A 25,641-nucleotide genomic window follows, 5' to 3' on the forward strand; every position below is an offset into this window, starting at 1 on the left:
TCTGCTTTGCGGAGCATCCTTGCTTACGGTCGCGGCGACGCTGCCGACCGCCGTGTTGGCCCAACAGGCCCCGGCCCAGTCGGATGATGCGACGACGGTCGATGAGGTCGTGGTCACCGGCATCCGCGCCCAGCTCCGCTCGGCCCAGGCCATCAAGAAGAACTCAGAGGTCATCGTCGATTCGGTGACCGCCGTGGATATCGGCGCCCTGCCGGACCGCTCGGTGTCGGAGGCCTTGCAGCGCATTCCAGGCGTCACCCTTCAGCGCACGAACGCCGCACGCGATCCGGCCCGTCTGGCGGCAGAGGGCGGCGGCGTCTTCATCCGCGGCCTGTCGTGGGTGCGTTCCGAAACCAACGGCCGCGACATCTTCTCGGCCTCGAACGGTCGCGGGCTCAGCTTCGAGGACGTGTCGGCGGACCTGCTCGCCGGCGTGGACGTCTACAAGAACGTCGCGGCGAACATGATCGAGGGCGGCATCGCCGGCACGACCAATCTGCGGACCCGGGTTCCCTTCGACAACAGCGACCCGCTGTTGGCGATCAACGCCGACTACAACTACGGCGACCTGTCCGAAAAAGGTTTCTGGTCGGGCAGCATCCTGGCGACCGATCGTTGGCAAACCGGCATCGGCGAGATCGGCCTGCTGGCCAACGTCAGCGTTTCCAACGTCGGCAACCGCACGGATTCGATCTCGGTCGACCGCTATGATCCCGTGACCCTCAACGCCGGCAACGCCAGCACCGATGGTTCGGGAACGGCTGGCGAGACTGTGTTCGTGCCCAAATATCTGGGCTGGCGCACGATCGACTGGGAGCAGAAGCGCACCGCCGTCGCACTGGCCGCCCAATGGCGCCCGAACGATCAGTGGCTGTTCACCCTGCAGGGTCTGGCTTCGCAGGCCGACGCCTACAATGTCGAATATGCGCTGGGCACCGACAGCATCGTCTCGCCCAACTCCAGCTATCGGTATGACGACCAGAACGTCTTCCTGAGCGGCAATATTCCGGCCGCGACCTGGAACACCGACACCCGCGTCGGCGACGACACCAAGAAGACCAGCGATGTCGCGCTGAATTTCCAGTACACGCCTGGCGGCGCCTGGTCGTTCTCGGGCGATCTGCAATATGTGAAGTCCTCGGCCGAAATCTATTCGATGACGGCCTTCACTCAGCTTCAGAACCGTCCGGACCTGTCGATCACCATCGACGGCGATCTGCCGACCGTGACCTCCACCGGCGGCACGCCTGAAGACAAGTCCGCCTACTGGTGGGCGGCGGCCATGGATCACATCGAGGACAACGAAGCCGACGAACTGGCGGGTCGCCTGGACGCCCGTTACGACTTCGACGAGAACTCGTCCTTCTTCAAATCCGTCGCCTTCGGCGTTCGCGGCACCGAGAAGAACTACACCAACCGCCAGACCGGCTATAACTGGGGCCTGTTGTCCAACCAGTACTGGGGCAACGGCGGCGGCGCAGTCGTTTATCTGGACGACACGGGCTATCCGGGCGGCACGCAGGACCCGCGTCTGCCGAACTCGTCTACCCTCTATCGTTTCGACAACTTCTTCCGCGGCGATGCGCCGGTTCCGGGCGTGGCGTGGTTCCCGGCTGAAAGCCTGCTGAACCAGGGCACGGCCTATGCCTACGATATCCTGCGCAACACAGAGAGCTCGGGCTGGGGTTGGACGCCGCTCAGCGACGACTATGAAAGCTATCGCCTTGGCGGCGGCAACGGCGGCATCACGGAGCTGACCGAGAAGACGCAGGCCGCTTACGTCTATGCCCGGTTCGGCAATGACACCGGCTTCTTCGGCCGCGCCTTCGACGGCAACATCGGCCTGCGCGCGGTGGACACCAAGACCACCTCCAACACGGTGACCACCCTGCCGTCCATCCAGGGCGCCTGTCCGCCAGCCAACGCGCCGGGCGCCAACTGTGCGGCCTTCAATCAGGCGGTTCGGTTCGTGAACGGCGGATCCCTGGACGGACAGCCGGTCGAAAGCAGCTACACCAACTGGCTGCCCAGCCTGAACCTGCGTGGGTTCCTCAGCGACACCCTGCAGGCTCGCTTTGCGATCTCGCGCGCCATGGTGCGGCCCGAGATGTATCAGCTCCAGCCGTTCACCAACCTGTCGATCAACTTCCAGCCCGACGGCTACACCCTGAACCCAACCACGCCCTTCACCGGCGTGGGCGGCAATCCGGCGCTGCGTCCGATCACGGCGACGAACTACGACGCCAGCCTGGAGTGGTATTTCGCGCCCACCGGAAGCCTGACGTTCGCGGCCTTCCACAAGGACATCAAGGACTACATCTTCACCGGCACGGAAACGCAGTCGATCACCAACGGCGGCGTCACCTACGACTTCCTGATCACGCGCTACACCAACGGCGCCGAGGGCACGGTGGACGGGTTCGAGCTGGCCTATTCGCAGTTCTTCGACTTCCTGCCGGGCGCCTTCAGCGGCCTCGGCTTCCAGGGCAACTTCACCTACATCAGCTCGGACGGCGGCAAGAACACCAGCCAGAACATCCTGGACACGACCCAGAACGGCGCCGCCTCGGACAGCACCCTGCCGCTCGAAGGCATGTCTCGCACCAGCTACAACGCCGCCATTCTGTATGAGAAGTACGGCATCTCCGCGCGCTTGGCCTACAACTGGCGCGAGGAATATCTGCTGACGACCTCGGCGGCGAACGTGAATGCCCCGGTGTGGGCCAGCGACTACGGCCAACTGGATGGCTCGATCTTCTATAACCTGACCAAGGACATCAAGATCGGCGTTCAGTCGACCAATATCCTGAACGAACGGACGATCTTGAAGGTGGGCAGCGAGACCCGCAAACCGCCTTACAACTGGGTCGATACCGACCGCCGGATCGCGGTGGTGCTGCGCGCCGCCTTCTGATCGGGCTTTGACAACGGGGCGCCGGCGGTCGTCGGCGCCCCGATCTTTTTCTTGTCGACGTTGGGAGGCGGCGATGGGCTATTTCACACGCGGGTTCGCCGCAGCCTTATCGGCCGCGACCCTGGTCGCCGCCGCAGCTTCGTCGGTTCTCGCCCAGTCGCCCATTCCGCAACTGGTTGAACAGAATGGCCGTCACGCTCTGATGGTGGACGGCGCGCCCTTCACCATCCTGGGCGGACAGGTCAACAACTCGTCCAACTATCCGGCGCCCCTGGCCCAGGCCTGGCCGGCGCTCCGTTATATCGGCGCCAATACGGTCCAGATCCCGCTGGGTTGGGAACAGATCGAGCCGGAGGAGGGGCGTTTCGACTTCTCCTTCGTCGATCACGCCATCGAACAGGCCCGCGCCAACGACATGCGCGTGGTCTTCCTGTGGTTCGCCACCTGGAAGAACACGGCCCCGGCCTATGCGCCCGCCTGGGTCAAGCTGAACCCCGAGCGGTTCCCGCATCTGATCGAGAAGAGTGGCAAGGAAAGCTACGCCCTGTCGCCCTATGGCGTTGAGACTCTGGCCGCCGACGCCCGCGCCTTCGCCGCCCTGATGCGCCACATCCGTCAGGTGGACGAGCGCAAACGCACCGTCATCATGGTCCAGCCGGAGAACGAGGTCGGCACCTACGGCCCCGTTCGTGACTACTCCCCCGCCGCCCGCGCCGCCTTCGACGGCCCCGTGCCCCAGGCCCTGCTGGACCGCACCGGCAAGGCGCCCGGAACCTGGTCCGCCGTCTTCGGCAAGGACGCGGACGAGTTCTTCCACGCTTGGTCCATCGGCCATTACGTCGGTCAGGTCGCCGCCGCCGGCAAGGCGGAATATCCGCTGCCGATGTACGTCAACGCCGCCCTGCGCGACCCGACGAACGATCAGGATCCCGCCACCTACGCCTCGGGCGGCCCGACCTGGAACGTGATCGAGGTGTGGCAGGCCGCGGCCCCGTCCGTCGATTTCCTGTCGCCCGACATCTACACGCGCAAGTCGGGCGAATACGAAGCCCACCTGGATCGTTACGCCCGGCCCGACAACGCCCTGTTCGTCGCCGAGACCGGCAGCGACACGCAATACGCCCGCTATCTGATGGAGACACTGGGCCGGGGCGGCATCGGCTTTTCGCCCTTCGGCATCGATTACACCGGCTATTCCAACTATCCGCTGGGCGCCAAGGAGATCACCGAGAAGACGCTGGAGCCGTTCCGCGACCTTTATCGCCTGATCGGACCGTGGCAGCGCACCTGGGCGCGTCTGGCCTTCGAGGGCAAGGTCTGGGGCGCAGCCGAACCTGACGACCGCAAGCCCGAGGTCATCGACCTGGGCGATTGGACCGCTACAACTGGCTATCAGCGCTGGCAGTTCGGACCGAGCAGCCAGCCTATCGATCCCAATGACGTGCCCGCCGCCTCGGCCCAGCCGAACGGGGCCATCGCCATCGCCGAGATCGAGCCGGGTCAATTCATCCTGGCCGGTCACCGCATCCGCATCGACTTCGCCGCCAAGCCTTCGACCGACGGCAAGCGCCGCATGGTCCTGCGCGTCGAGGAAGGCCATTTCGACGACGCTGGCAAATGGGTGTTCGAACGCATCTGGAACGGCGACCAGGTCGATTACGGCCTGAACTTCTCCACCGATCGACCGCAGCTGTTGCGCGTCGTCACGGCCACCTACTGAACCCTGCAAGAGTAACGCGAGCGCCCGCCATGATCCCGACCCTCGCCCGCCGCCTGTTCCTGGCCGCCCTGATGACCGCCCCTTTGGCCGCCTGCGCAGGGCAGGGGCTGATGAACGGCGCCTCCGCCGGGGCCATCCAGCAGGCGGCGTTCGAACGCACGGCGACCGGCATTGTCGTCACCCCGGCCGAGGGCGCGGCCCGTCGCGTCCGGCTTGAGGTCTACGGTCCCGAAACCATTCGCGTCACCGCAACCGAGAATGCGGACCTCGAACTGCCCGCCAGCCTGATGGTCACGGCACAGCCCTCGACCACGACGCCGTTCCAGGTCGAGACCCGCGGCGACCTGGTCGTGCTGAAGACCGCCGAGGCGACGGCGGAGGTTTCGCGCGAGACCGGCGCCGTCCGCTTCCTCGACGAGAACGGCCAAGAGGTGCTGAAGGAACGGGCCGGCAGCCGCGAGCTGAGCCCCGTCACGGTCGAGGACCAGAAGGGCGACCACCGCTTCCTGGCCACGCGCCAGGTCTGGGAAAGCCCGGCCGACGAGGCCTTCTACGGCCTGGGCCAGCACCAGCAGGGCGTGATGAACTACAAGGGCCACGACGTTCAGTTGGCCCAGCACAACATCGACGTCGGCATTCCGCTGGTCGTGTCCAGCCGCAACTACGGCGTCCTGTGGGACAATAACTCGATCACCCGCTTCGGCGACCCGCGCCCCTACGGCATGATTGCGGACCAGTTCATCGTCCGCGACGCCACCGGTCGGTTCGGCGGCCTGACCGCCAGCTACTATCAGAACGACCAGCTGAAGGTTCAGCGTCAGGAGACCGAGGTGAACTACGAGTTCATCCGCGAATGGTCGCGCTGGCCCGAAGGCTTCAAGTCCCAGCCGGGCCAGCCGGTCCAGACCGGCGACATGGGCAAGCCCGGCCAGGACGGCGTCAAGGTCGTCTGGGAAGGCACGCTTGAGACCGCCGCCGCCGGCCTGCACAAGTTCCGCCTCTATTCCTCGGGCTATGCCAAGGTCTGGATCGACGGGCGGATGGTCGAGGACAACTGGCGCCAGAACTGGAACCCGTTCGATCACGACTTCCAGGTCCAGATGGCCGCCAATACGCGCGTGCCGATCAAGATCGAATGGATCCCTGAAGACGGCTATATCTCGCTGCGTCACCAAGACCCGCTGCCGGCCGCCGATCTGGGCGCGCTCAGCCTGGCTTCGGAAGTCGGCACGGCCATCGACTACTACTATATCGGCGGCGACGATCTGGACGGGGTGATCTCGAACTATCGGGGTCTGACCGGCAAGTCGGTGATGCTGCCCCGCTGGGCCTACGGCTTCTGGCAGAGCCGCCAGCGTTACAACACCCAGGACGAGGTCACCGGCGTTGTACGGCGCTATCGCGAGCTGGGGCTGCCGATCGACAACATCGTTCAGGACTGGTTCTACTGGCCAGAAAACGCTTGGGGCTCACACCAGTTCGACCCCGCGCGCTTCCCGAACCCGACCCAGATGGTCAAGGACGTTCACGACATGAACGCCAACATCATCATTTCGGTCTGGCCAAAATTCTATCCGACGACGGATCACTACAAGCAGTTGGACGCCATCGGCGGCATGTATACCCGCAACGTCGATGTCGGCGCGCGCGACTGGGTCGGACCCGGCTACGCCAACAGCTTCTACGACCCGTATCTGCCCGCCGCCCGCGACCTGTACTGGAAGCAGATGTCCGACAGCTTCAAGGGCATGAACTTCGACGGCTGGTGGCTGGATTCGGTCGAGCCGGACATGCACTCCAATCTGGACATCCCAGAGCGGACCCTGCGCATGGGGCCGACCGCCATCGGTCCGGGCGCCTACGTCTTCAACTCCTATCCGCTGGTCAACGCCGAGAACGTCTACAACAACTTCCGGCGCGAGAAGGGCGACGAGCGGACCTACATCCTGACCCGTTCGGCCTGGGGCGGCCTGCAACGCACCGGCTCGACCCTGTGGTCGGGCGACGTGGTGGCGCGCTGGGACAATCTGAAGGACCAGATCTCGGCGGGCGTGAACACCGGCCTGTCGGGCCTGGCCAACTGGACCCACGACATCGGCGGCTTCGCGGTCGAGGCCCGCTATTCCAACCCGGCCGGCATGAAGCCCGAGGACAAGGCCGAGTGGGACGAGCTGAACCTGCGCTGGTTCCAGTTCGGCGCCTGGTCGCCGATCTTCCGTTCGCACGGCGAGTTCCCGCTGCGCGAGGTCTATAATCTGGCCCAGCCCGGCACGTCGCTCTACGACGCCTACGCCCAGCAGATGCGCACCCGCTACCGGCTGATGCCCTATATCTACAGCCTGGCCGGCGACGTCTATCAGCGTGACGCCACCATCATGCGCGGCCTGGTCATGGACTTCCCGTCCGACCTGAAGGCGCGCGACATCAACGACCAATACCTGTTCGGCCATGCCCTGCTGGTCGCCCCGGTGACGGAATACAAGGCGCGCAGCCGCTCGGTCTATTTCCCGCAAGGGGCCGACTGGTACGACATGCTGACCGGCCAGAAGTTCGCGGGCGGTCGTTCCGTCACGGTCCAGGCGCCCGAGGACAAGATCCCCGTCTTCGTCCGCGCCGGCTCCATCCTGCCCACCGGCCCGGCGATCCAGTACACGGCCGAAAAGCTGGACGGCCCGCTGACCCTGATCGTCTATACCGGCGCGAACGGTTCCTTCTCCCTCTATGAGGATCAGGGCACGACCTACGCCTATGAGCGCGGCGAGTTTTCCAACATCCCCATGACCTGGAACGACGCCACAGGCGTCCTGACCATCGGCGCGCGGACGGGTTCCTATCCGACCATGCCGGCGAACCGCACCATCAATGTGCGCTTCGTCAGCGGACCGGGCGCCGATGTCGGCAACTTCGACGCCGCACCGGCCAGGACGATCCAATACAATGGCCAGGCTGTGGAGGTTCGGCGTTGAACCAAGACCGAGCATCGACATCGGACATGATGTCGATGCTCAACCTGTTGTTATGACGGGACTTTGAAGAAAGATCGGGGCGCTTTCCATACAGGGTGTCCAGCCGCCTTATGATCGGGACCTGATCTTTGACATCTTAGGCCCCGATCCCGACGGCTGCGAAGAATTCGCTCGGCCCTACCGGCTGATGATCGGCCGGGCGGAAATTGCACTGTCTTGCACTTTGCACGCCATTTCGGGGTGCGGTGCATTTTCGACCCTTCCGCTGCGGCGGACAGACCGGAGGCGCGGATGCGCTCGTTCTTGCTTGCCGCCGCGGCTTTCGCCGCGCTCACGGGGGCGTCGCCCACACAGGCGCAGGTCCAGCCCCAGGCGGCCGCCACGGCTCCTCTTTTCGACGCCATGTTCCAGGACCATGCCGTCCTGCAGCGTGGCCGTCCGATCAAGGTGTGGGGCAGGGCCGCGCCCGGCGCCGCCGTCTCGGTCAGCCTAGGCCAAGCGCAGATCCAAGCGACGGCCGGCCTCGACGGCGTCTGGCGTGCGAGCCTTCCGACCCTGACCGCCGGCGGCCCCTATGTCCTGACGGCCCGGTCGGCCGGCGCGACCCAAAACGTCTCCGACATCATGATCGGGGATGTCTGGTTGTGTTCAGGCCAGTCGAACATGGAGTTCACCGTCCGTCAGGCCACGAATGCAGAGAGCGAGATCGGCGCCGCCAACGACGACAAGATCCGCCTCTTTCTGGTCGGTCGTTCCAGCCTGCCGGCGCCGTCCGCAACGCCTCGCGCCGTCGGCCAGTGGCGCGTGACCAGCCCGCAAAGCGTGCGTGATTTCTCGGCCGCCTGCTATTTCATGGGCCGAGACCTGCGTCGTGCCGAAAACGTGCCGGTCGGCCTGATCGCTGCCTCCTGGGGCGGGTCGATCATCGAGGACTGGCTGAGCCGCGACGCCGTCGAAAAGCTGGGCGGCCATCAGCAGGCGTTGAACGCCTTGGACGCTTACGCCCGCGATCCGGCCCAGGGCGACGCGATCTGGCGACGTGTGACCCAGGACTGGTGGCGGGCCAATGATCCCGGCACCAAACAGGGCTGGCATCTGGCCCGCACGAACGACGCCGACTGGGCGCCGATCCCCGCCGAGGGCTTTTGGGAGTCCACCGTGCCGGGCCTCGCCACCTTCGACGGCATCGTCTGGCTCCGCAAGGAGATCGAACTGACCGCCGCCCAGGCCCGTCAGGCCGCGACGCTGGAGTTGGGCCCGGTGGACGACGCCGACGTCACCTGGATCAACGGACAATACGTCGGCGGCCAGCAGGGCTGGGACACGCCGCGCACCTACGCCGTACCTGCCGGCACGCTGAAGGCGGGTCGCAATCTGATCGCGGTCGGCGTGCTGGACACGAACGGCGGCGGCGGCGCCTGGGGACCGGCGGCGAACAAGCGGCTGGTGCTTGCGGACGGCACGGCCGTCAGCCTGTCTTCGGGCTGGCGTCACCGCGTCGCCGCGCCGCTGGGCGACCTGCCCAATCCGCCGCGCACCCCCTGGATCGGCGGCAGCGGCACGACCACCCTGTACAACGGCATGATCGCGCCCCTGGGCGCCTATGGCCTCAAGGGGCTGGCTTGGTATCAGGGCGAGTCGAACATTGGCGACTATGTCGGTTATCGCCGCCTGCTGCCGGCCCTGTTCGCCGACTGGCGCGCCCGGTTCGAAAATCCCGAGATGCGGATGCTGGTCGTGCAACTGGCGAACTTCGGCCCGATGGCCGGTCAGCCCACCAACTCCTATTGGGCGGCCCTGCGCGAAAGCCAACGCACGGTCGTCAACGCCGATCCTCTGGCAGGCCTCGCCGTCGCCATCGACATCGGCGACCGCTACGACATCCACCCGACCAACAAGCTGGAGGTCGGCCGCCGCCTGGCGCTGGAGGCCCGCCGCCTCGACGGTCAGGCTCAGCCCGTCTCGCCCCAGCCGATCACCGTGACCCGCGACGCTGACGGCGTCCACATCCGCTACGCCGCCTCGGCTCAGCTCGTGGCCCATGGCTCGAACCGCCCGGTCGGGTTCGAGCTGTGCGGGGCCGACAGCGCCTGTCGCTTCGTTGACGCTACGCTTTCACAAAACGAGGTGGTGCTGTCGTCCGCCAGCGCGAGCGACCTCAAGGTCCGCTTCTGCTGGGCCGACAGTCCAGTCTGCAACCTTTACGGCCCCGCCGGTCTCCCGGCGGCGCCGTTCGAGGCGGAGATCCGCTAAGCGGTCAGACTAGCCCCGCGCCGCTCAGCCTCATGGCGGGCGCTGTGGCGACGGGCCGTTGGGCCGGCAGGTCGATGGTCAAACCCTCGTCCGTCTGACGGAAGGGCAGGGCGCCGCCGCCCAGCAGTTCGACCGCCTCGACACGCCCCACCTGCTGGGTCAGCGCCCGCACGACCATCTTCCGGTCCTGCGGCCAGTCCAGCGCGAAGGCGTAGAGGACGTCGCCCTTGGTGGTGAAACGGATGTCTTGGCCGGTCCACGGCCGCGCCGCGCCCTCGCCATGCATCCCGCCCACGACCGCCGTCGGCCCCTCGCCATAGATGCGCCAAGGGCGGGTGTCGAAAATGGCCTCGCCGTTGACCTTCATCCAGGCGGCGATGTCCGTTAGGATCTGGCGCTCGTCGCTGTCGATCGATCCGTCCCCGCGCTGGGGGATGTTCAGCATCAAATTGCCGTTCTTGGAGACGACATCCACCAGCCGCTGCACCACGCTGTGGGCCGGGACGTAGGCGTGGTTGGTGAAGCGAGCGCGGTTGTAGTGCCAGTCGCCGATACAGGTGTCGGTCTGCCACGGCTCCGGCTTTAGACTGTCGGAAAAGCCGCGCTCGACCGTCTCGGTGATCGCCTTGCGCTGCAGATCGTCCAGCCGCTTGCCGTTCACGACGGGCAGTTCGCCGCGCCAAGCCAGGGAAGCATTGTAGAACTCGGCCGTCGCCTCCAGCCCGTACCGCCCGAGCGGCAGGCCGTAGTTGTCGAAATAGACCATGTCCGGCCTGTATTTGGTGATCAGGTCGCGCTGTCGCAGAACCCAGGACCGCACGAACGCCGGATTGTTGGCGGGCGGCGTCTCGATCCACTGGCCGTCGCGCGCATCGTGCCAGGCGTTCATCTCGGCGATGGAACTGATGCCTTCCGGCGGAGCGAAGGTCGGGCCGGTGTAGAGCTCCTGCGGGTCCAGCCCGTCCCACCATTTGCCGGCGCCGTCGGCCTTGGTCAGGCGCGCCGCGTCATAACGCACGCCCTTCAGCGGCCCCTCGGCGTCATAGCCGTAGGCCGTCTGCCACCAGTGCCAGGCATGGGCCGCGTGGTTCGATACGGCGAACCGCAGGCCCCGCGCCCGCACCGCCTTCTCCCAGGTTCCGACAATGTCGCGCTTGGGCCCGACCCGCATCACGTTCCATTCGTGATGGGCGCTGTCGAACAGGTCCAGATTGTCGTGGTGGTTGGCCATCGACATGAGGTAGCGGGCGCCCGCCGCCTGATAGAGGTCCAGCAGGCCCTCGGGATCCCACTGGTCGCCCTTGAACTGGTCGATCAGCTCCATGAAGCCGAACCGGCTGGGGTGGCCGTAGGTCGCGACGTGGTGCTCATAGAAGGGGTTGCCCTGGATATACATCTGGCGGCCGTACCAGTCGCCGAACTCCGGCACGCACTGCGGCCCCCAATGTGACCAGATGCCGAACTTGGCGTCCCGGAACCAGTCGGGCGTCTTGTAGCCCGCCGCCAGACTGTCCCAAGTCGGCTTGAACGGCCCCGTCGCTGTTTGGCTCGGCAGGGTGGCGCAGGCCCCAAGCATCGAAGCCGACGCCCCGGCGGCCAGCAGTCCACGTCGCGATAGGGTCATGCGGGTTCTCCATAAACGACGCCGCGTCCGTCGGTGGCGACATAGACCCGGCCGAAGACGCGCGGATCGCCGGCGATGGCCCTGAAGCGTCGTCCGTATTCGTGGTGGTCGTCGTTGACGCGGACCCAGGACCGGCCCTTGTCGTCCGACCGGAAGACGCCCCTGACGTCGCCGCGCGTGCCGATGGCGAACAGGGCAGGGTAGGTCGATCCGGCGGGCGGCTTGCCGAAGTCCATCATCTCGACGCTCAGCCCGCCATCGATCATGTCGAACCGCTGACCGCCGTCGCGGCTGTTATAAAGGCCGCTGCGCGATACGAACCACAGATCGCCCTCATGATCGGGCGTCGCCTTCAGCGGGAAGGCGGTCTCGCGCCAGGTCGGGCGATCATCGGCGGTGTTCGCAGGCAGACCGCGCGACGGCACGACGGCGAAGCTCTCGGCGCCGTCGACGCTGACGTACCAGGGGCCGGTGCGGAAATCCAAAGCGTAGAACAGCATCGGGTCCTTGCGGTCCGCCACGGGTCGCAGCAGCAACGGCAAGCCCGCGCACGCCTTCCAGGTCTTGCCGCGATCCCGCGACCAGACGATCTGAGGCGTCCCCAGCACGAAGGTCGAACCGTCCGCCGACACGGTGATCGGCGCGTCGCGATAAAGGTCCATGCGCGGATTGTCGGCGACGACCGGCGTCTCGCCCAAAGCCGGCCGGGGCCGACCCAGCGGCTTCCAGGTCAGACCCGCATCGTCCGACCAGGCCAGGGTCGAACCGTCGTGCCCTTGCGACGCCACGCCCTCGTGCGGCGTGCCGCTGCGCACCACGATGTCGGGCGCGGCGCCCGCATAGTCGATCTGGTTGGTGTTGGCGAAGACGGGGGTGGTGAACTGGCGCTGGGGCGAGCGGTTCAGGTCTTCATGGGCGAAGCCGGATATGTCGCCGAAGCCGGTCAACAGTTGCGGTCCCTTGGGCGGACTGACCAAGGTGATCACGGCCGTCTGCTCGATCCCTGCGACCCAGGGCTTCCAGTCGGTCGGCCGATTGTCGTCGGCGGCGGACAGATTTCGCGTCTCATAAACGGTGGCGCCGGTCGCATAGATCAGTCGATCGCTGTCGAACGGATCCAGCGCCAGCGCGGCGATCCACCAGCCGAAGTCGGGCTTGTCATTGCCCCAGTTCAGATACGGCGTCGCGCTGACGTCGTGCCGGGCCTTTTCCCGCAGACTGGTCCAGTTGACTCCGTCGTCCGTGCTGCGCCAGAGGGTGTCGCCGGGCTGCCAGCGGTTCAAGGTCGAGACCACGATGACGCCCGGCCGGTTGCGATCCAGCGCAACGCCTATGAGGCCGCCCCCTTGTGCGGTCTGGGGGCGGGGCGGGCTGATATCGCTCCAGGCGCCGGTGTCCGTGTCCAGCCGCCAGACGGCACCGTCCGTCACGCCGTTCGGTCCGATGCCCAGCGTACACGTCACATAGAGGATGCCCCGGTCGTCCAGTTCCGCCTTGGCCGCCGACAGCTCGGGGCGCGGTCCGCCCTCGACCGGCCGCCACGTCCGACCGGTGTCGTCGGATCGATACAGGGCGTGTTCGTGCGGATCGGCGACCCCGACGAACAGCGTGCGGGACGCCTGACCGCCCTGGCCGCTGCGGGGATCGAAGACGACGAAGCTCAGCCCGCCGTGGGTGCTGCGGTCGGTGGGCGTACCCAGACCCTTCAGTGGAAAGCTATCGACCTTGCGCCAACTTGCGCCGCCGTCAGTCGAGCATTGCAGCCCGTCATGGCGCGATCCGAAGTAGAGAATACGGTTGTCATTGGGATCGATGGCCAGCCGTTCGCCAAGCCCGCGTCCGTTCTCGTTGCCGCCCATCCGGAAAGGGACGTCGGTTCGCCGCCATGTCTCGCCGCGATCGGTCGAGCGCAGCATGGCGCCGGGATCGCCTCTGTGAACGCCGACGGCCGCGTGGACGATATTCGGATCGACAGGATCGGCGGCGATGCTCTCAATGCCGAAATCGCCGGACAGAGGGCTGGAATCCATCAGCGGCGCCCAGCGGCCCGCGGCGGCATCAAACCGATAGGCGCCGCCCATGTCGGATCGCGCATAGGCCAGCCCGCGCTCGATGGGGCTGAACACGATGCCGGGAATGAACCCGCCCGCGCCGACCACGACGTTGCGCCAGACATAGCGGGGGGGCTCTTTTGCGCACGCCTTTCCGGTTGTCGCCACGCAGGCGACGGAAAACGCCATCATCCCGGCGGTGCGTCGCGTCACGCTTGTTGTCATGCCGCGTCCTCCCCCTATCGAAGGCATTGACCTGCCTCTCAATGTTAGCGCTAACTTAAACAGTTGACATCATTGTTATAGGTGCATCAAGTTGCGTCTGTAAAAATCAGGCGTCGGTCAACGGCGTTAGGGAGCGAACCTCGGGTTCAAACGGATTTCGCCGCTGTCGGCGCGTCAAACCACGCCCTGATTTTCACAAACCCTGAGCGAACTTCCGGCGCGACCTGCGTGGTCGCGCCGGGTCTTTTGTCACATGATCTGCTGACAGGCTGATGAACCGACATGACCCTGCGTATTCTGAACTCTCGCCAAAGCGCCGTTTCCACCTTGGCGCTGGGCCTTGTCCTCATGTCGAGCGCGTGCGCGATTGATCCTGGCAGGGTTCGCGCTGTTCCGGTTCAGGCGGTGACGGCGCAGGCGTCGATCGTGACGGATGCGACCCGCGCCCATCCTGCGCTGTGGCCGCGTGCGGCGTCGCCGGCGGCGATGACCGATGCGGCGACCGAGGCCTTCGTCAGCGAGCTGATGAGCCGGATGACGCTGGAGGAGAAGGTCGGGCAGACGATCCAGGCCGATATCGGCTCGATCAAGCCTGAGGACCTGCTGACCTATCCGCTGGGCTCGATCCTGGCGGGCGGCAACTCGTCGCCTGGCGGGGACGAGCGCGCCTCGGCCGACAAGTGGGTCGAACTGGCCCGGGCCTTCCGCGCGGCGGCGGCCCAGCGGCCGGGTGCCAGGATCCCGCTGATTTATGGCATCGACGCCGTGCACGGTCACAACAACATCGTCGGCGCGACCATCTTTCCGCACAACATCGGCCTGGGCGCCGCGCGCGATCCCGACCTGATCCGCCGCATCGGCGAGGCGACCGCGCTGGAAGTCGCGGTGACCGGCGCCGACTGGACCTTCGGCCCCACCCTGGCCGTGCCCCAGGACGACCGCTGGGGTCGCGCCTACGAAGGCTATGCCGAGAACCCAGAGGTGGCCCAGAGCTATGCCGGACCCATGACCCTGGGCCTGCAAGGCGCGCTTTCGGCTGATCATCCGCTGGCGGCCGGCCATATCGCCGGATCGGCCAAACACTTCCTGGCCGACGGCGGCACCACGGGCGGCAAGGACCAGGGAGATTTTGCGGGATCGGAACAGGAGCTGATCCGCACCCATCTGTCCGGCTATCCCCAGGCCATCGACGCCGGGGTGCTGTCGATCATGGCCAGCTTCTCCAGCTGGAACGGCGTCAAACACTCGGGCAACGAGACCATTCTGACCGACGTGCTGCGCGGCCCGCTGGGCTTCGACGGCTTCGTGGTGTCGGATTGGAACGCCCATGGCCAGCTGCCGGGCTGTTCAAACGAAAGCTGCGCCCTGGCCTTCAACGCCGGCATCGACATGTTCATGGCGCCCGACAGCTGGAAGCCGCTCTATGCCTCGACCCTGGCCCAGGTGAAGTCGGGCGAAATCCCGATGGCGCGCCTGGACGAGGCGGTGCGCCGCATCTTGCGCGTCAAGGTCAAGACCGGCCTGTTCAACGATAGCCGCCCGGTCGAGGGGCATCTGAACGAGCTGGGCTCGCCCGCTCACCGCGCCCTGGCGCGCGAAGCGGTGCGCAAGTCGCTAGTGCTGCTGAAGAACGAGGGCTCGGTCCTGCCGATCCATTCGGGCGCGAGGGTGCTGGTCGCCGGTCACGCTGACGACATCGGCCAGGCCTCGGGCGGCTGGACCCTGACATGGCAGGGCACGGGCAACTCGAACGCCGATTTCCCCAACGGCCAGTCAATCTGGGGCGGCATCCGCGAGGCGGTCGCCGCCGGCGGCGGTCAGGCGACGCTCAGCGCCGATGGCTCCTTCACCCAGAAACCCGACGTGGCCATCGTCGTCTTCGGCGAAACGCCCTATGCCGAGTTCCAGGGCGACGTGGACACGCTGGACTTCCTGCCGACCGAACCGCTTGAGACGTTGAAGCGGCTGAAGGCGGCGGGCATTCCGACCGTGTCGGTCTTCCTGTCGGGCCGCCCGATGTGGACCAACCCCGAGATCAATGCGTCCGACGCCTTCGTCGCCGCCTGGCTGCCGGGCACGGAGGGCGGCGGGATCGCCGATGTGCTGGTCGGCGATGCGGCGGGCAAGCCGCGCAACGACTTTACCGGAACCCTGTCCTTCAGCTGGCCCAAGACCGCCAAGGGCGAGCCGCTGAATGTGGGCCAGCCCGGCTATGACCCGCAGTTCGCCTATGGCTACGGCCTGACCTATGCGCGCAACACCCGCGTCGGCGCCCTGTCCGAAGACAGCGGCGTGGTCGGGGCGGTCGGCAGCCTGGACCGCTACTTCGTCGACGGCCGCTTCGTCGCGCCCTGGTCGCTGATGCTGCGCGATGCGGGCGGCGAGTTCCGTCTGGGTTCTGAAAAGAGCGGCGCCAGTCCGCGCGGCGGCGTCTCGGTGCGATCCACCGACGGCGCCGGCCAGGAATCGGCGCGCGCCCTGACCTTCTCGCAGGGCGGGGGGCAGGCCCTGATCGCGGCGCAGCCGGTCGATTTGACGCGCCAGTCGAACGGCGAGATGGCCATCGCCTTCCGCTACCGCGTGGACGCCCGGCCCAAGGGGCCGGTGTTCCTGACCCTGGGCGCAGGTTCGGTCGATATCTCCAGCCTGATCGCTGCAGCCCCCGTCGGCGAATGGCGCACGCTGAAGGTGCGGCTGTCGTGCCTGCGCGATCGCGGCGCCGACATCGCCGCCGTTGACCAACCCTGGGGCTTGCGCACCGCTGCCGACTTTGCGGTCACCGTCGAGGATATCCGCCTGGCCTCAAACGAGGGCGACGCCGTCTGTCCGACGCAGTAGGCTGGCGCTCGCCAACGGGGGGACCGGCCGCGTGACCAATGCTGAACTGAGCGTGGCCTTCTTCCTGCAGATGGCGACCATCATTGCCGCCTGCCGCATCGTGGGTTGGCTGGCCAAACGCTACCTCGGCCAGCCGCAGGTGGTGGGCGAGATGATCGCCGGAGTGGTCCTCGGGCCATCGCTGTTTGGCCTGTTGGCGCCCGATCTTCAGGCGGCCCTGTTCCCCAAGGAGTCGCGGTCGATCCTGTTCGTCGGCGCCCAGTTGGGCGTTGGCCTCTACATGTTCCTGGTCGGGCTTGGCTTCCGTCGCGACCACTTCAGGGCCAATGCGAAAAGTGCGGCTGCCGTGTCGCTGGCGGGCATGGCGGCGCCCTTCCTGGTCGCCGTCGCCATTGCGCCCTGGCTGGTCGCTGAGGGTTTGTTCGGGCAGGGCATCCAGACTTGGCAGGCCATGCTGTTCATGGGCGCGGCCATCTCGATCACGGCCTTTCCCATGCTGGCGCGCATCATCCATGAGCGGGGGCTCAGCGGCACGCGGCTGGGTTCGCTGTCCCTGGCGGCGGGCGCCATCGACGACGCCGGCGCCTGGTGCGTCCTGGCCATCGTTTTGGCCAGCTTCGGCGCCGGGCCGATGGTGGCGGTGACGGCCATCGCGGGGGGCGGCGCCTTCGCCCTGTTCATGCTGACGCTGGGGCCAAAGCTGCTGGCGCCGCTGGGCCGGATCGTCGAGCGGGAAGGGCGGCTCAGCCCGACGGTACTGGGGGTCGTGCTGATCCTGTTCATGCTCAGCGCCTGGGCCATGGATGCGGTCGGCATTCACGCCGTCTTCGGCGGCTTCATCCTGGGCGTCGCCATGCCGCGCGGTCTCTTGAGCGACGAGGTCAAGCGTCAGCTGGAGCCGTTCGCCGTGCTGGTGCTGCTGCCGATGTTCTTCACCTTCTCGGGGCTGAACACACAGCTGACCATGGTCAACAGCCTGGGGCTGCTGGCTGTGACCGTCGTCATCCTGCTGGGCTCAATCCTGGCCAAGGGCGGCGCCTGCTGGGCCGCCGCGCGCCTGACCGGTCAGGACAACGCCACGGCCATGGGTATCGGCGCCCTGATGAACGCGCGCGGCCTGATGGAGCTGATCATCATCAACATTGGCTTACAAAAGGGCGTCATCGGCCCGGCCCTGTTCTCCATCCTGGTGCTGATGGCCATCCTCACCACCCTGATGGCCTCCCCCCTGTTCGAATGGGTTTACGGCAGGAAGGCGAGAGAGCGGGGCGAACTGGGCGCGACCGGTGATCACGACGACGCCGCGCCGATGCGCGCCTAAATCCACGTCCACATTTTGAGGGCGATTCCTGTGAAATGCTTGCACATCAGAGGCTTGGCGCTGGTCGCAGTGCTTGTCGGCGCCTCTATGGGTGCGAACGCCCAGACGGCAGGACCAAGGGTGATTTCGGTCGATTTCGGCGGTGCGTCCACGCCCCGCGATCGCATGGCCGAGTTCTCGGTCGGCGCAGACTATCCCGGCACGACCATTCGGCCCGAGGCCTTGGCGCAGCTGAAGACGGCGCGCGACGAGCTGGGTTTTCGCTACATCCGCTTTCACGACATCTTCCATGACGACATGGGCGTCTATCGCGAGGTGGACGGCCGTCCCGTCTATGATTGGACCAGGATCGACCATCTGTACGACAGCTTCCTGGCCATCGGAATCAAGCCCTTCATCGAATTGGGCTTCACGCCCGATGCGATGAAGACGTCAGACCAGACGCTCTTCTACTGGAAGGGCAACACCTCGCACCCGCAGCCCGAAAAATGGGTCGGGCTAGTCGACGCCTTCGTGCGGCATCTGATCGACCGGTACGGGATCGACGAGGTCCGGTCGTGGTATTTCGAGTTCTGGAACGAGCCGAACCTGGACGGATTCTGGGAGCGAGCCGATCAGGCGGCCTACTTCGACTACTACGTACGGACGGCGCAGGCGATCAAGGCGATCGATCCCGCACTTCGCGTCGGCGGGCCGGCGACGGCCGGAGCGGCCTGGGTCCCAGAGTTCCTTGCCCACGCCGATCAACATCGGGCGCCGGTCGATTTCGTCACCACCCACACCTATGGCGTCGAAGGCGGCTTTCTGGACGAGAAGGGCGAAGGCGACAACAAGCTGTCGCGCAACCCCGACGCCATCGTCAGCGACGTACGCAAGGTGAGGGCTGAGATCGAGGCTTCGACGCGTCCGGAGCTGCCGCTGTTCTTCACGGAATGGAGCACCAGCTACAATCCGCGCGATCCGATCCACGACGACTATTTCGGCGCCGCCTATGTGCTGGACAAGCTGCACCGAAGCGAAGGTCTGGCGCAAGGTATGAGCTACTGGGCCTACAGCGACCTGTTCGAGGAGCCGGGCCCGCAGACGAAGCCGTTCGACGGCGGCTTCGGCCTGATGACGCCGCAGGGCGTGCGCAAGCCGACCTGGTTCGCCTACAAATACCTCAACAGCCTGGGCGACCGCGAACTGCCGACCGGCGACGACCAGAGCATCGCCACGCTGAAGGGCGACACGGTCCAGGTGTTGGCCTGGCGCTATGAACTGCCGGATCAGTCGGTCAGCAATCGGCCCTTTTTCCGCCAGGTGCGCGAGCCGGCGGCGGCCGCGCCGTTGCAGATTGTCCTGCGGGGTATTCGACCCGGCGCGTACACCGCCTCGGTCCGGCGCGTCGGCTTCAAGTCCAATGACGCCTACACCGCCTATCTCGAAATGGGTTCGCCCGCGACGCTGTCCGAAGGGCAACTGGAGACCCTGCAAACCTTGACCCTGGACGAGCCCAGGACTGTCACAGTCACCGCTGGCGCTGACGGAACCACGCAGGTGGATTTGCCGATGCGTGTCCAGGATGTGGTGCTGGTCGAAATCGGCGCGTCGTCCGATCTCTGAGCGGCAAAGCGTGTCTGACGTAGGTTCGGGCGGCGGCGATCCGTCCATGGCCGCGAGCGGGTTGCGGTAAACATCGAGCGGTGTGCGCCGGAATGGTGGACGCGCCGTGTCGAGCGTGCTGCTGTCCTTGCCGTGACCGATCAACAGAATCCCCGCCGCAACTACACCATGGGCGACATCGCGCGTCTCGCCGGTGTTTCGCCCATGACCGTATCGCGGGTGGTCAACGGCGATGCGCGGGTGCGCGAGGCGACGCGCGAGCGCGTCGAAGCCATCATCCGCGAGACCGGCTATGTCCCCGATCCCGCCGCGCGGATCCTGGCGCGGGCCGGGGGCGGGCGGATCGGTCTTCTCTACGCCAACCCGTCCAGCGCCTATCTGGCCGAGTTGCTGTCTGGCGCTCTGGATGGGGCGCGATCGGTTGGCCTTCTGCTGCTGATCGAACCGTCTCAGCCAGGGGCGCCCGAGGAGGAGCGGGAGGCGGTGCAGAGGCTAGCGGCCGGCGGAGCTCAAGGGGTGATCGTGCCGCCGCCCCTGGGCGAATCGGCGGCGACACTGGACGCAATCGCGATCAGCGGGATGAAGGCTGTAGTTCTGGCGGCCCCCGCGCTGCGGGACGGCCTCATCTCAATACGGGTGGATGATCAGGGTGCGGCGCATGAGATGACGCGGCATCTGCTGGATTTGGGTCACCGCGCCATCGGCTTCGTCGAAGGCCATCCCGACCAGAGCGCCAGCGCCGATCGCCGCCAGGGCGCTCAGGCCGCCGTCGATTCGGTTGCAGGCGCGACGATGTGGGCTGAGCCCGGCGACTTCACCTATCGCTCGGGCTTCAAGGCGGGACAGAGACTACTGGCGCGCTCGCCCCGGCCGACCGCAATCTTCGCCAGTAACGACGATATGGCCGCCGGAGTTTTGGCCGCCGTTCATGCGGCCGGCCTGTCGACGCCGGGCGACATTTCGGTGGCTGGGTTCGACGATACCTATCTGGCCGCGAGCGTCTGGCCGACCCTGACGACCATCCGCCAGCCGGTCGCCGAAATGGCGCGTTCGGCCGCGGTCATCTTGGGGCGGGATGGTGAGGCGGAGGGTGCTATCCCCCACCAGTTCATCGCCAGAGAAAGCACCGCCCCTCCGCACGATTGACATCCGCCCTCCGCTCAAAGATGTTAGCGCTAACACGTCTGAGAACGTGGGGAGGATGAAATCGTGTTGCTTGCTGAGTGCCTGCCGGCGGACTGGCGCGACGCGCGCCTGCTTGGCCGCGTGCTGACAAAGGCCGGCCCCTCGCCCGTACTGGCGCGCGGCGGGCGGCTCTACGACCTTTCGAACCGTGTCGCGACCACGGCCCAGGCGGTTGCGTTTGACGATTTGGATACGGCGGGCGTGGACCTGGGTTCGGTCGACGAACTGACGGTCGGCTCCGCCTGGTTGTCGGATCCGGACGCCATTCAACTACTTTCGCCGCTGGACCTGCAATGCATCAAGGCCTCCGGCGTCACCTTTGCGGTCTCGGCCCTGGAGCGGGTGATCGAGGAGCGCGCGCGCGGCGACGCCGACGCCGCCAACGCCGTGCGCCAGTCCATCCTCGACCGGATCGGCGGCGACCTGAAGGATCTGCGTCCCGGCTCGGAACAGGCGGAGGCCGTCAAGGCGCAGCTGATCGCCGAGGGCTTGTGGTCGCAATATCTCGAAGTCGCCATCGGCCCCTATGCCGAGATCTTCACCAAGGCCCCAGTGCTGGCCTCGGTCGGCTGGGGCGCCGAGGTTGGGGTGCGGGCGGACTCGGCCTGGAACAACCCGGAGCCCGAGGTCGTCGTCATATGCGATCCGTCCGGCCGTCCGGTCGGCGCTAGCCTGGGCAACGACGTCAATCTGCGCGACATAGAGGGACGCTCGGCTCTGCTGCTGGGCAAGGCCAAGGACAATAACGCCTCGGCCTCGGTCGGCCCGTTCATCCGCCTGTTCGACGACGGCTTCGGCATGGATGACGTGCGCGCCGCGACCGTGCGGTTGGAGGTCGAGGGGACGGACGGCTTCATGATGACGGGCGAAAGCTCGATGAGCCTGATCAGCCGCGATCCCGAAGAACTGGTGCGCCAGACCCTGAGCTCGCATCAGTATCCCGACGGTTTCGCCCTGTATCTCGGCACCATGTTCGCGCCGATCGATGACCGCGATGCGCCGGGCAAGGGCTTCACCCACAAGATCGGCGACCGTGTGCGCGTTTCGTCCGAGAAGCTGGGCGTGCTGGAGAATGTGGTGGCGACCTGCGACCAGGCCCCGCTCTGGAAGTTCGGGGTGCTGGAACTGATGCAGAATCTGGCCGGTCGCGGCCTTCTGGGAGTTTCCGCATGAGCGGCGCCATCTATCCGTCGCTAAAGGGCCGTCTGGTCGTCGTCACCGGCGGTGGGTCCGGCATCGGCGCCGGCTTCACCGAAGCCTTCGCGCGCCAGGGCGCCCGTGTCGTCTTCTTCGACATCGCCGAGGCGGACTCGAAGGCGCTGGAGGCGTCGCTGGCCGAACTGTCGCCCGCCCCGACCTTCCGCCAATGCGACCTGATGGACGTGACCGCCTTGCAGACCTGCCTGGCCGAGATCGCCGACGAACATGGCCCGATCGACGTCCTGATCAACAACGCCGCCAACGACGACCGTCACACGCTGGCGGAGGTCACGCCCGAATACTGGGACAATCGGATCAACGTGAACCTGCGTCATCTCTATTTTGCGGCCCAGTCGGTCGCCGCCGGAATGCGCGAGCGGGGCCGAGGCGTCATCATCAACCTCGGCTCGATCAGCTGGCACCTGGGGCTGCCGGATTTGTCGCTTTACGAAACCGCCAAGGCGGGCATCGAGGGCATGACACGGGCCCTGGCGCGCGAGCTGGGCGGGGACGGCGTGCGGGTCGTCTGCATCGTGCCCGGCAACGTCCAGACCCCGCGCCAGATGAAATGGTACACGCCGGAAGGCGAAGCCGAGATCGTGGCGGCGCAATGCCTACCCGGTCGTCTCCAGCCCAACGATGTCGCCGCGCTCGGCCTGTTCCTCGCGTCCGACGACGCGCGCCTGATCACGGGTCATGAGTATTTCGTGGACGCCGGCTGGCGATAGAGTTTTCTGGGTTTCACGCCCGCGTCAGACGGGCTTTCGGAGGGAATATCGAGATGGCAGGACCGACGGGGGGCTCAGGCCCCGACATCGCGGGCGACGACCGCGTCAACATGGCCTTCATCGCCCTGATCGTGGCGGTCGCCACCATCGGCGGCTTCATGTTCGGCTATGATTCCGGCGTCATCAACGGCACCCAGGACGGGCTGGAGGCGGCCTTCAACCTGTCGGCCCTGGGCACCGGTTTCAACGTCGGCGCAATCCTCTTGGGCTGCGCCGTCGGCGCCTTTATCGCGGGACGTTTGGCCGACGCCATCGGCCGTCGCACGGTGATGCAGATCGCCGCCGTCCTGTTCATAATCTCCGCCTTCTGGGCGGGCGCGGCCGACAGCTCTGCACACTTCATCATTGCCCGGTTCATAGGCGGCTTGGGCGTGGGCGCGGCCTCGGTCCTGTCGCCGGCCTATATCTCCGAAGTGACCCCGGCCTCGATCCGCGGCCGACTGTCGTCGGTGCAGCAGATCATGATCATCACCGGCCTGACCGGCGCCTTCGTGGCCAACTACGCCCTGGCCAAGACCGCCGGCGGATCGACGGCGGAGTTCTGGCTGGGCTTCCCCGCCTGGCGCTGGATGTTCTGGCTGCAGGTCATCCCCGCCGCTGTCTATCTGATCGCCCTCCTGGTCATCCCGGAAAGCCCGCGCTTCCTGGTCGTCAAGAAGAAGGACGCCCAGGCCGAGGCCGTGCTGTCCAGACTGTTCGGCGCGGGCGCCGGTGCGCGCAAGGTTCAGGAAATCCGCGCCTCGCTGGTGGCCGACCACAAGCCCAAGTTCGCCGACCTGCTGGACCCCGCGACCAAGAAGGTGCGCCCGATCGTCTGGGCCGGCCTGATCCTTGCCGTGTTCCAGCAACTCGTCGGTATCAACATCGTCTTCTACTACGGCGCGGTGCTGTGGCAGTCGGTCGGCTTCTCCGAGAACGACGCGCTGCAGATCAACATTTTGTCCGGCGTCCTGTCGATCGCCGCCTGCCTGGCCGCCATCGCCGTCATCGACAAGATCGGCAGAAAGCCTCTGCTGCTTATCGGTTCGGCCGGCATGTTTGTGACCCTGGCTGTCGTCGCCTGGTGCTTCTCCAAGGCCGCCCTGATCGACGGATCGCTGCACCTGGACGATCAGACCGGCCTGATCGCCCTGATCGCGGCCAATGCCTATGTGGTCTTCTTCAACTTCAGCTGGGGCCCGGTCATGTGGGTCATGCTGGGCGAGATGTTCCCCAACCAGATGCGCGGTTCGGCCCTGGCCGTCGCCGGCTTCGCCCAATGGATCGCCAACTTCGCCATCTCGGTCAGCTTCCCGTGGATGGCCGCGACGCTCGGCCTGGTCGTCACCTACGGCTTCTACGCGGTCAGCGCCCTAATCTCGTTCTTCCTGGTCCAGGCTTGGGTGAAGGAAACGCGCGGTCGCGAACTGGAAGACATGACGGGCTGATTTTCGCCCTCCCATACCCATCTCCCCGAAACGGGCGGCGCTCCCCCGCCGCCCGTCAGCCTTATGAAAAGGACGTCCCATGACCGACACGCTTGAACTTTCGCACTGGATTGGCGGCGAGAAGGTCGCGGGCGCGTTTGCGGGCGAGAGCCTGAACCCGTCGGATACCCGCGACGTCGTGGCCCGCACGCCCAAGGGCGGGGCCGCCGAGGTGGATCAGGCCGTTCAGGCCGCCCGCGCCGCCTTCCCTGGCTGGTCCGACGCCTCGCCGGAAGTCCGCTTCGACGTGCTGGACAAGGCCGGTTCGCTGATCATGGAACGGGCCGCCGTGATCGGTCGCCTGCTGGCCCGCGAAGAGGGCAAGACCCTGCCCGAGGGCATCGGCGAGACCATGCGCGCCGCCCGCATCCTGAAATATTTCGCCGGCGAGGCCCTGCGCGTCCACGGCCAGAACCTGGCCTCGACCCGTCCGGGCGTCGAGATTCAGACCTATCGCCAGGCCGTCGGCGTCTTCGGCCTGATCACGCCGTGGAACTTCCCCATCGCCATTCCGGCGTGGAAGATCGCCCCGGCCATCGCTTTCGGCAACACGGTCGTCATCAAGCCCGCCGGCCCCACCCCGGCGACGGCCGAGGCGCTGATCGCCATCCTGCATGAGGCCGGCCTGCCCAAGGGCGTGGTCAATATGGTCATCGGCGACGGCGACGTCGGCCGCGCCATCGTCGCCCACCCCGGCATCGACGGCCTCAGCTTCACCGGCTCGCAAGCCGTGGGCGCGGGCGTCGCCGAAGGCGCGGTCAAGCGCCAGGCGCGGGTCCAGCTGGAGATGGGGGGCAAGAACCCGCTGATCGTTCTGGACGACGCCGATCTGGACCGGGCCGTCAACATCGCCCTGGACGGCAGCTTCTTCGCCACCGGCCAGCGCTGCACCGCCTCCAGCCGCCTGATCGTTCAGGACGGCATCCATGATCGCTTCGTCGCCGCCCTGGCCGAGAAGGTCGCCGCCCTGCGCGTCGGCCACGCCCTGGATGCCAACACCCAGATGGGTCCGGCCGTGACCGAGGCCCAGCGCGAGGTCTCCTACAAATACATCGATATCGCCCGCGAGGCCGGCGGCCGCATCGTCACCGGCGGCGAGCGTCTGACGTTCGACGCCCCGGGCTGGTACGTCCAGCCGACCCTGATCGCCGAAACCGCCGCCGACGCGCGCATCAACACCGAAGAGGTCTTCGGCCCCGTCGCCTCGACCATCCGCGTCGCCAGCTATGAAGAGGCGCTCGCTGTCGCCAACGGCGTCGAGTTCGGCCTGTCGGCGGGCATCGTCACCCAGTCGCTGAAACACGCCCGCGACTTCCAGAAGAATGCCAAGGCCGGCATGACCATGGTCAACCTCGCCACCGCCGGCGTCGACTATCATGTGCCCTTCGGCGGCTCCAAAAAGTCCTCCTACGGTTCGCGCGAACAGGGCTTTGCGGCTGTGGAATTCTACACCCAGATCAAGACCTCCTATTCGGCGGGCTGATC

At 66.5% G+C, this 25,641-nt stretch carries 14 protein-coding genes; 12 read left to right on the forward strand and 2 right to left on the reverse strand.

All coding sequences use genetic code 11. The features are described from left to right. The first annotated feature begins 19 nt into the window (after nucleotides 1-19). The 4 genes from A4249_RS02005 to A4249_RS02020 all read left to right on the forward strand — a co-directional run bounded on the left by A4249_RS02005 (nucleotide 20) and on the right by A4249_RS02020 (nucleotide 9,853). The gene (locus A4249_RS02005; protein ID WP_231868749.1) at nucleotides 20-2,914 is read left to right on the forward strand and encodes a TonB-dependent receptor; all 2,895 of its coding nucleotides are present in this window, start codon (nucleotides 20-22) and stop codon (nucleotides 2,912-2,914) included. 73 nt (nucleotides 2,915-2,987) lie between these two features. After that, nucleotides 2,988-4,634, forward strand: a complete 1,647-nt coding sequence (locus A4249_RS02010) for a DUF5597 domain-containing protein (RefSeq protein WP_066554653.1) — start codon at nucleotides 2,988-2,990, stop codon at nucleotides 4,632-4,634. 29 nt (nucleotides 4,635-4,663) lie between these two features. Beyond that, nucleotides 4,664-7,600 (forward strand): TIM-barrel domain-containing protein, encoded by a 2,937-nt coding sequence (locus A4249_RS02015; RefSeq protein ID WP_156494612.1) that lies wholly within the window; start codon nucleotides 4,664-4,666, stop codon nucleotides 7,598-7,600. A 291-nt stretch (nucleotides 7,601-7,891) separates the two neighbouring features. Continuing rightward, nucleotides 7,892-9,853 carry a sialate O-acetylesterase gene (locus A4249_RS02020; protein WP_066550530.1) on the forward strand — a complete coding sequence of 654 codons (1,962 nt, stop codon included), beginning with the start codon at nucleotides 7,892-7,894 and terminating at the stop codon, nucleotides 9,851-9,853. Nucleotides 9,854-9,857: 4 nt separating this feature from the next. Here A4249_RS02020 and A4249_RS02025 read toward each other — a convergent pair whose 3' ends face one another. Together A4249_RS02025 and A4249_RS02030 are read right to left on the reverse strand one after the other, a co-directional pair. Next, nucleotides 9,858-11,477: an alpha-L-fucosidase gene (locus tag A4249_RS02025; RefSeq protein WP_066550533.1), complete on the reverse strand. Its 1,620-nt coding sequence runs from the start codon at nucleotides 11,475-11,477 to the stop codon at nucleotides 9,858-9,860. Beyond that, nucleotides 11,474-13,741 (reverse strand): sialidase family protein, encoded by a 2,268-nt coding sequence (locus A4249_RS02030; protein ID WP_197458441.1) that lies wholly within the window; start codon nucleotides 13,739-13,741, stop codon nucleotides 11,474-11,476. The genes A4249_RS02025 and A4249_RS02030 overlap by 4 nt, the downstream gene beginning before the upstream one ends. A gap of 294 nt (nucleotides 13,742-14,035) precedes the next feature. On the opposite strand from A4249_RS02030, the gene A4249_RS02035 reads away from it, so the two are divergent. From A4249_RS02035 to A4249_RS02070, 8 genes are all read left to right on the forward strand, one after another. After that, entirely contained in the window at nucleotides 14,036-16,591 is a 2,556-nt protein-coding gene (locus A4249_RS02035; RefSeq protein WP_231868750.1) for a glycoside hydrolase family 3 protein, read from the forward strand. A 31-nt stretch (nucleotides 16,592-16,622) separates the two neighbouring features. Continuing rightward, nucleotides 16,623-17,912, forward strand: a complete 1,290-nt coding sequence (locus A4249_RS02040) for a cation:proton antiporter (protein ID WP_066550539.1) — start codon at nucleotides 16,623-16,625, stop codon at nucleotides 17,910-17,912. A 54-nt stretch (nucleotides 17,913-17,966) separates the two neighbouring features. Next, nucleotides 17,967-19,517, forward strand: a complete 1,551-nt coding sequence (locus tag A4249_RS02045; RefSeq protein ID WP_442854491.1) for a GH39 family glycosyl hydrolase — start codon at nucleotides 17,967-17,969, stop codon at nucleotides 19,515-19,517. 132 nt (nucleotides 19,518-19,649) lie between these two features. Next, on the forward strand, nucleotides 19,650-20,663 hold the full coding sequence (locus tag A4249_RS02050; protein ID WP_231868751.1) for a LacI family DNA-binding transcriptional regulator: 1,014 nt from the start codon (nucleotides 19,650-19,652) through the stop codon (nucleotides 20,661-20,663). Between the two features lie 63 nt (nucleotides 20,664-20,726). After that, a complete protein-coding gene (locus A4249_RS02055) occupies nucleotides 20,727-21,875 on the forward strand; it encodes a fumarylacetoacetate hydrolase family protein (protein WP_066550545.1) in 1,149 nt (382 codons plus the stop codon). After that, on the forward strand, nucleotides 21,872-22,630 hold the full coding sequence (locus A4249_RS02060) for an SDR family NAD(P)-dependent oxidoreductase (RefSeq protein WP_066550548.1): 759 nt from the start codon (nucleotides 21,872-21,874) through the stop codon (nucleotides 22,628-22,630). The genes A4249_RS02055 and A4249_RS02060 overlap by 4 nt, the downstream gene beginning before the upstream one ends. A 53-nt stretch (nucleotides 22,631-22,683) precedes the next feature. Beyond that, nucleotides 22,684-24,117 (forward strand): sugar porter family MFS transporter, encoded by a 1,434-nt coding sequence (locus A4249_RS02065; RefSeq protein ID WP_066550551.1) that lies wholly within the window; start codon nucleotides 22,684-22,686, stop codon nucleotides 24,115-24,117. A gap of 79 nt (nucleotides 24,118-24,196) precedes the next feature. Continuing rightward, a complete protein-coding gene (locus tag A4249_RS02070) occupies nucleotides 24,197-25,639 on the forward strand; it encodes an aldehyde dehydrogenase family protein (RefSeq protein ID WP_066550555.1) in 1,443 nt (480 codons plus the stop codon). The last annotated feature ends 2 nt before the right edge of the window (nucleotides 25,640-25,641 follow it).

Origin of the sequence: Brevundimonas sp. GW460-12-10-14-LB2, from assembly GCF_001636925.1 — a bacterium.
Classification (GTDB): Bacteria; Pseudomonadota; Alphaproteobacteria; order Caulobacterales; family Caulobacteraceae; genus Brevundimonas; species Brevundimonas vesicularis.

Bases quoted from the DNA above. Each gene is read 5' to 3' on its own strand.
- A4249_RS02010 (WP_066554653.1), top strand. From the start codon at position 2,988: ATGGGCTATTTCACACGCGGGTTCGCCGCAGCCTTATCGGCCGCGACC.
- A4249_RS02015 (WP_156494612.1), top strand. From the start codon at position 4,664: ATGATCCCGACCCTCGCCCGCCGCCTGTTCCTGGCCGCCCTGATGACC.
- A4249_RS02020 (WP_066550530.1), top strand. From the start codon at position 7,892: ATGCGCTCGTTCTTGCTTGCCGCCGCGGCTTTCGCCGCGCTCACGGGG.
- A4249_RS02025 (WP_066550533.1), bottom strand. From the start codon at position 11,477: ATGACCCTATCGCGACGTGGACTGCTGGCCGCCGGGGCGTCGGCTTCG.
- A4249_RS02035 (WP_231868750.1), top strand. From the start codon at position 14,036: ATGACCCTGCGTATTCTGAACTCTCGCCAAAGCGCCGTTTCCACCTTG.
- A4249_RS02060 (WP_066550548.1), top strand. From the start codon at position 21,872: ATGAGCGGCGCCATCTATCCGTCGCTAAAGGGCCGTCTGGTCGTCGTC.
- A4249_RS02065 (WP_066550551.1), top strand. From the start codon at position 22,684: ATGGCAGGACCGACGGGGGGCTCAGGCCCCGACATCGCGGGCGACGAC.
- A4249_RS02070 (WP_066550555.1), top strand. From the start codon at position 24,197: ATGACCGACACGCTTGAACTTTCGCACTGGATTGGCGGCGAGAAGGTC.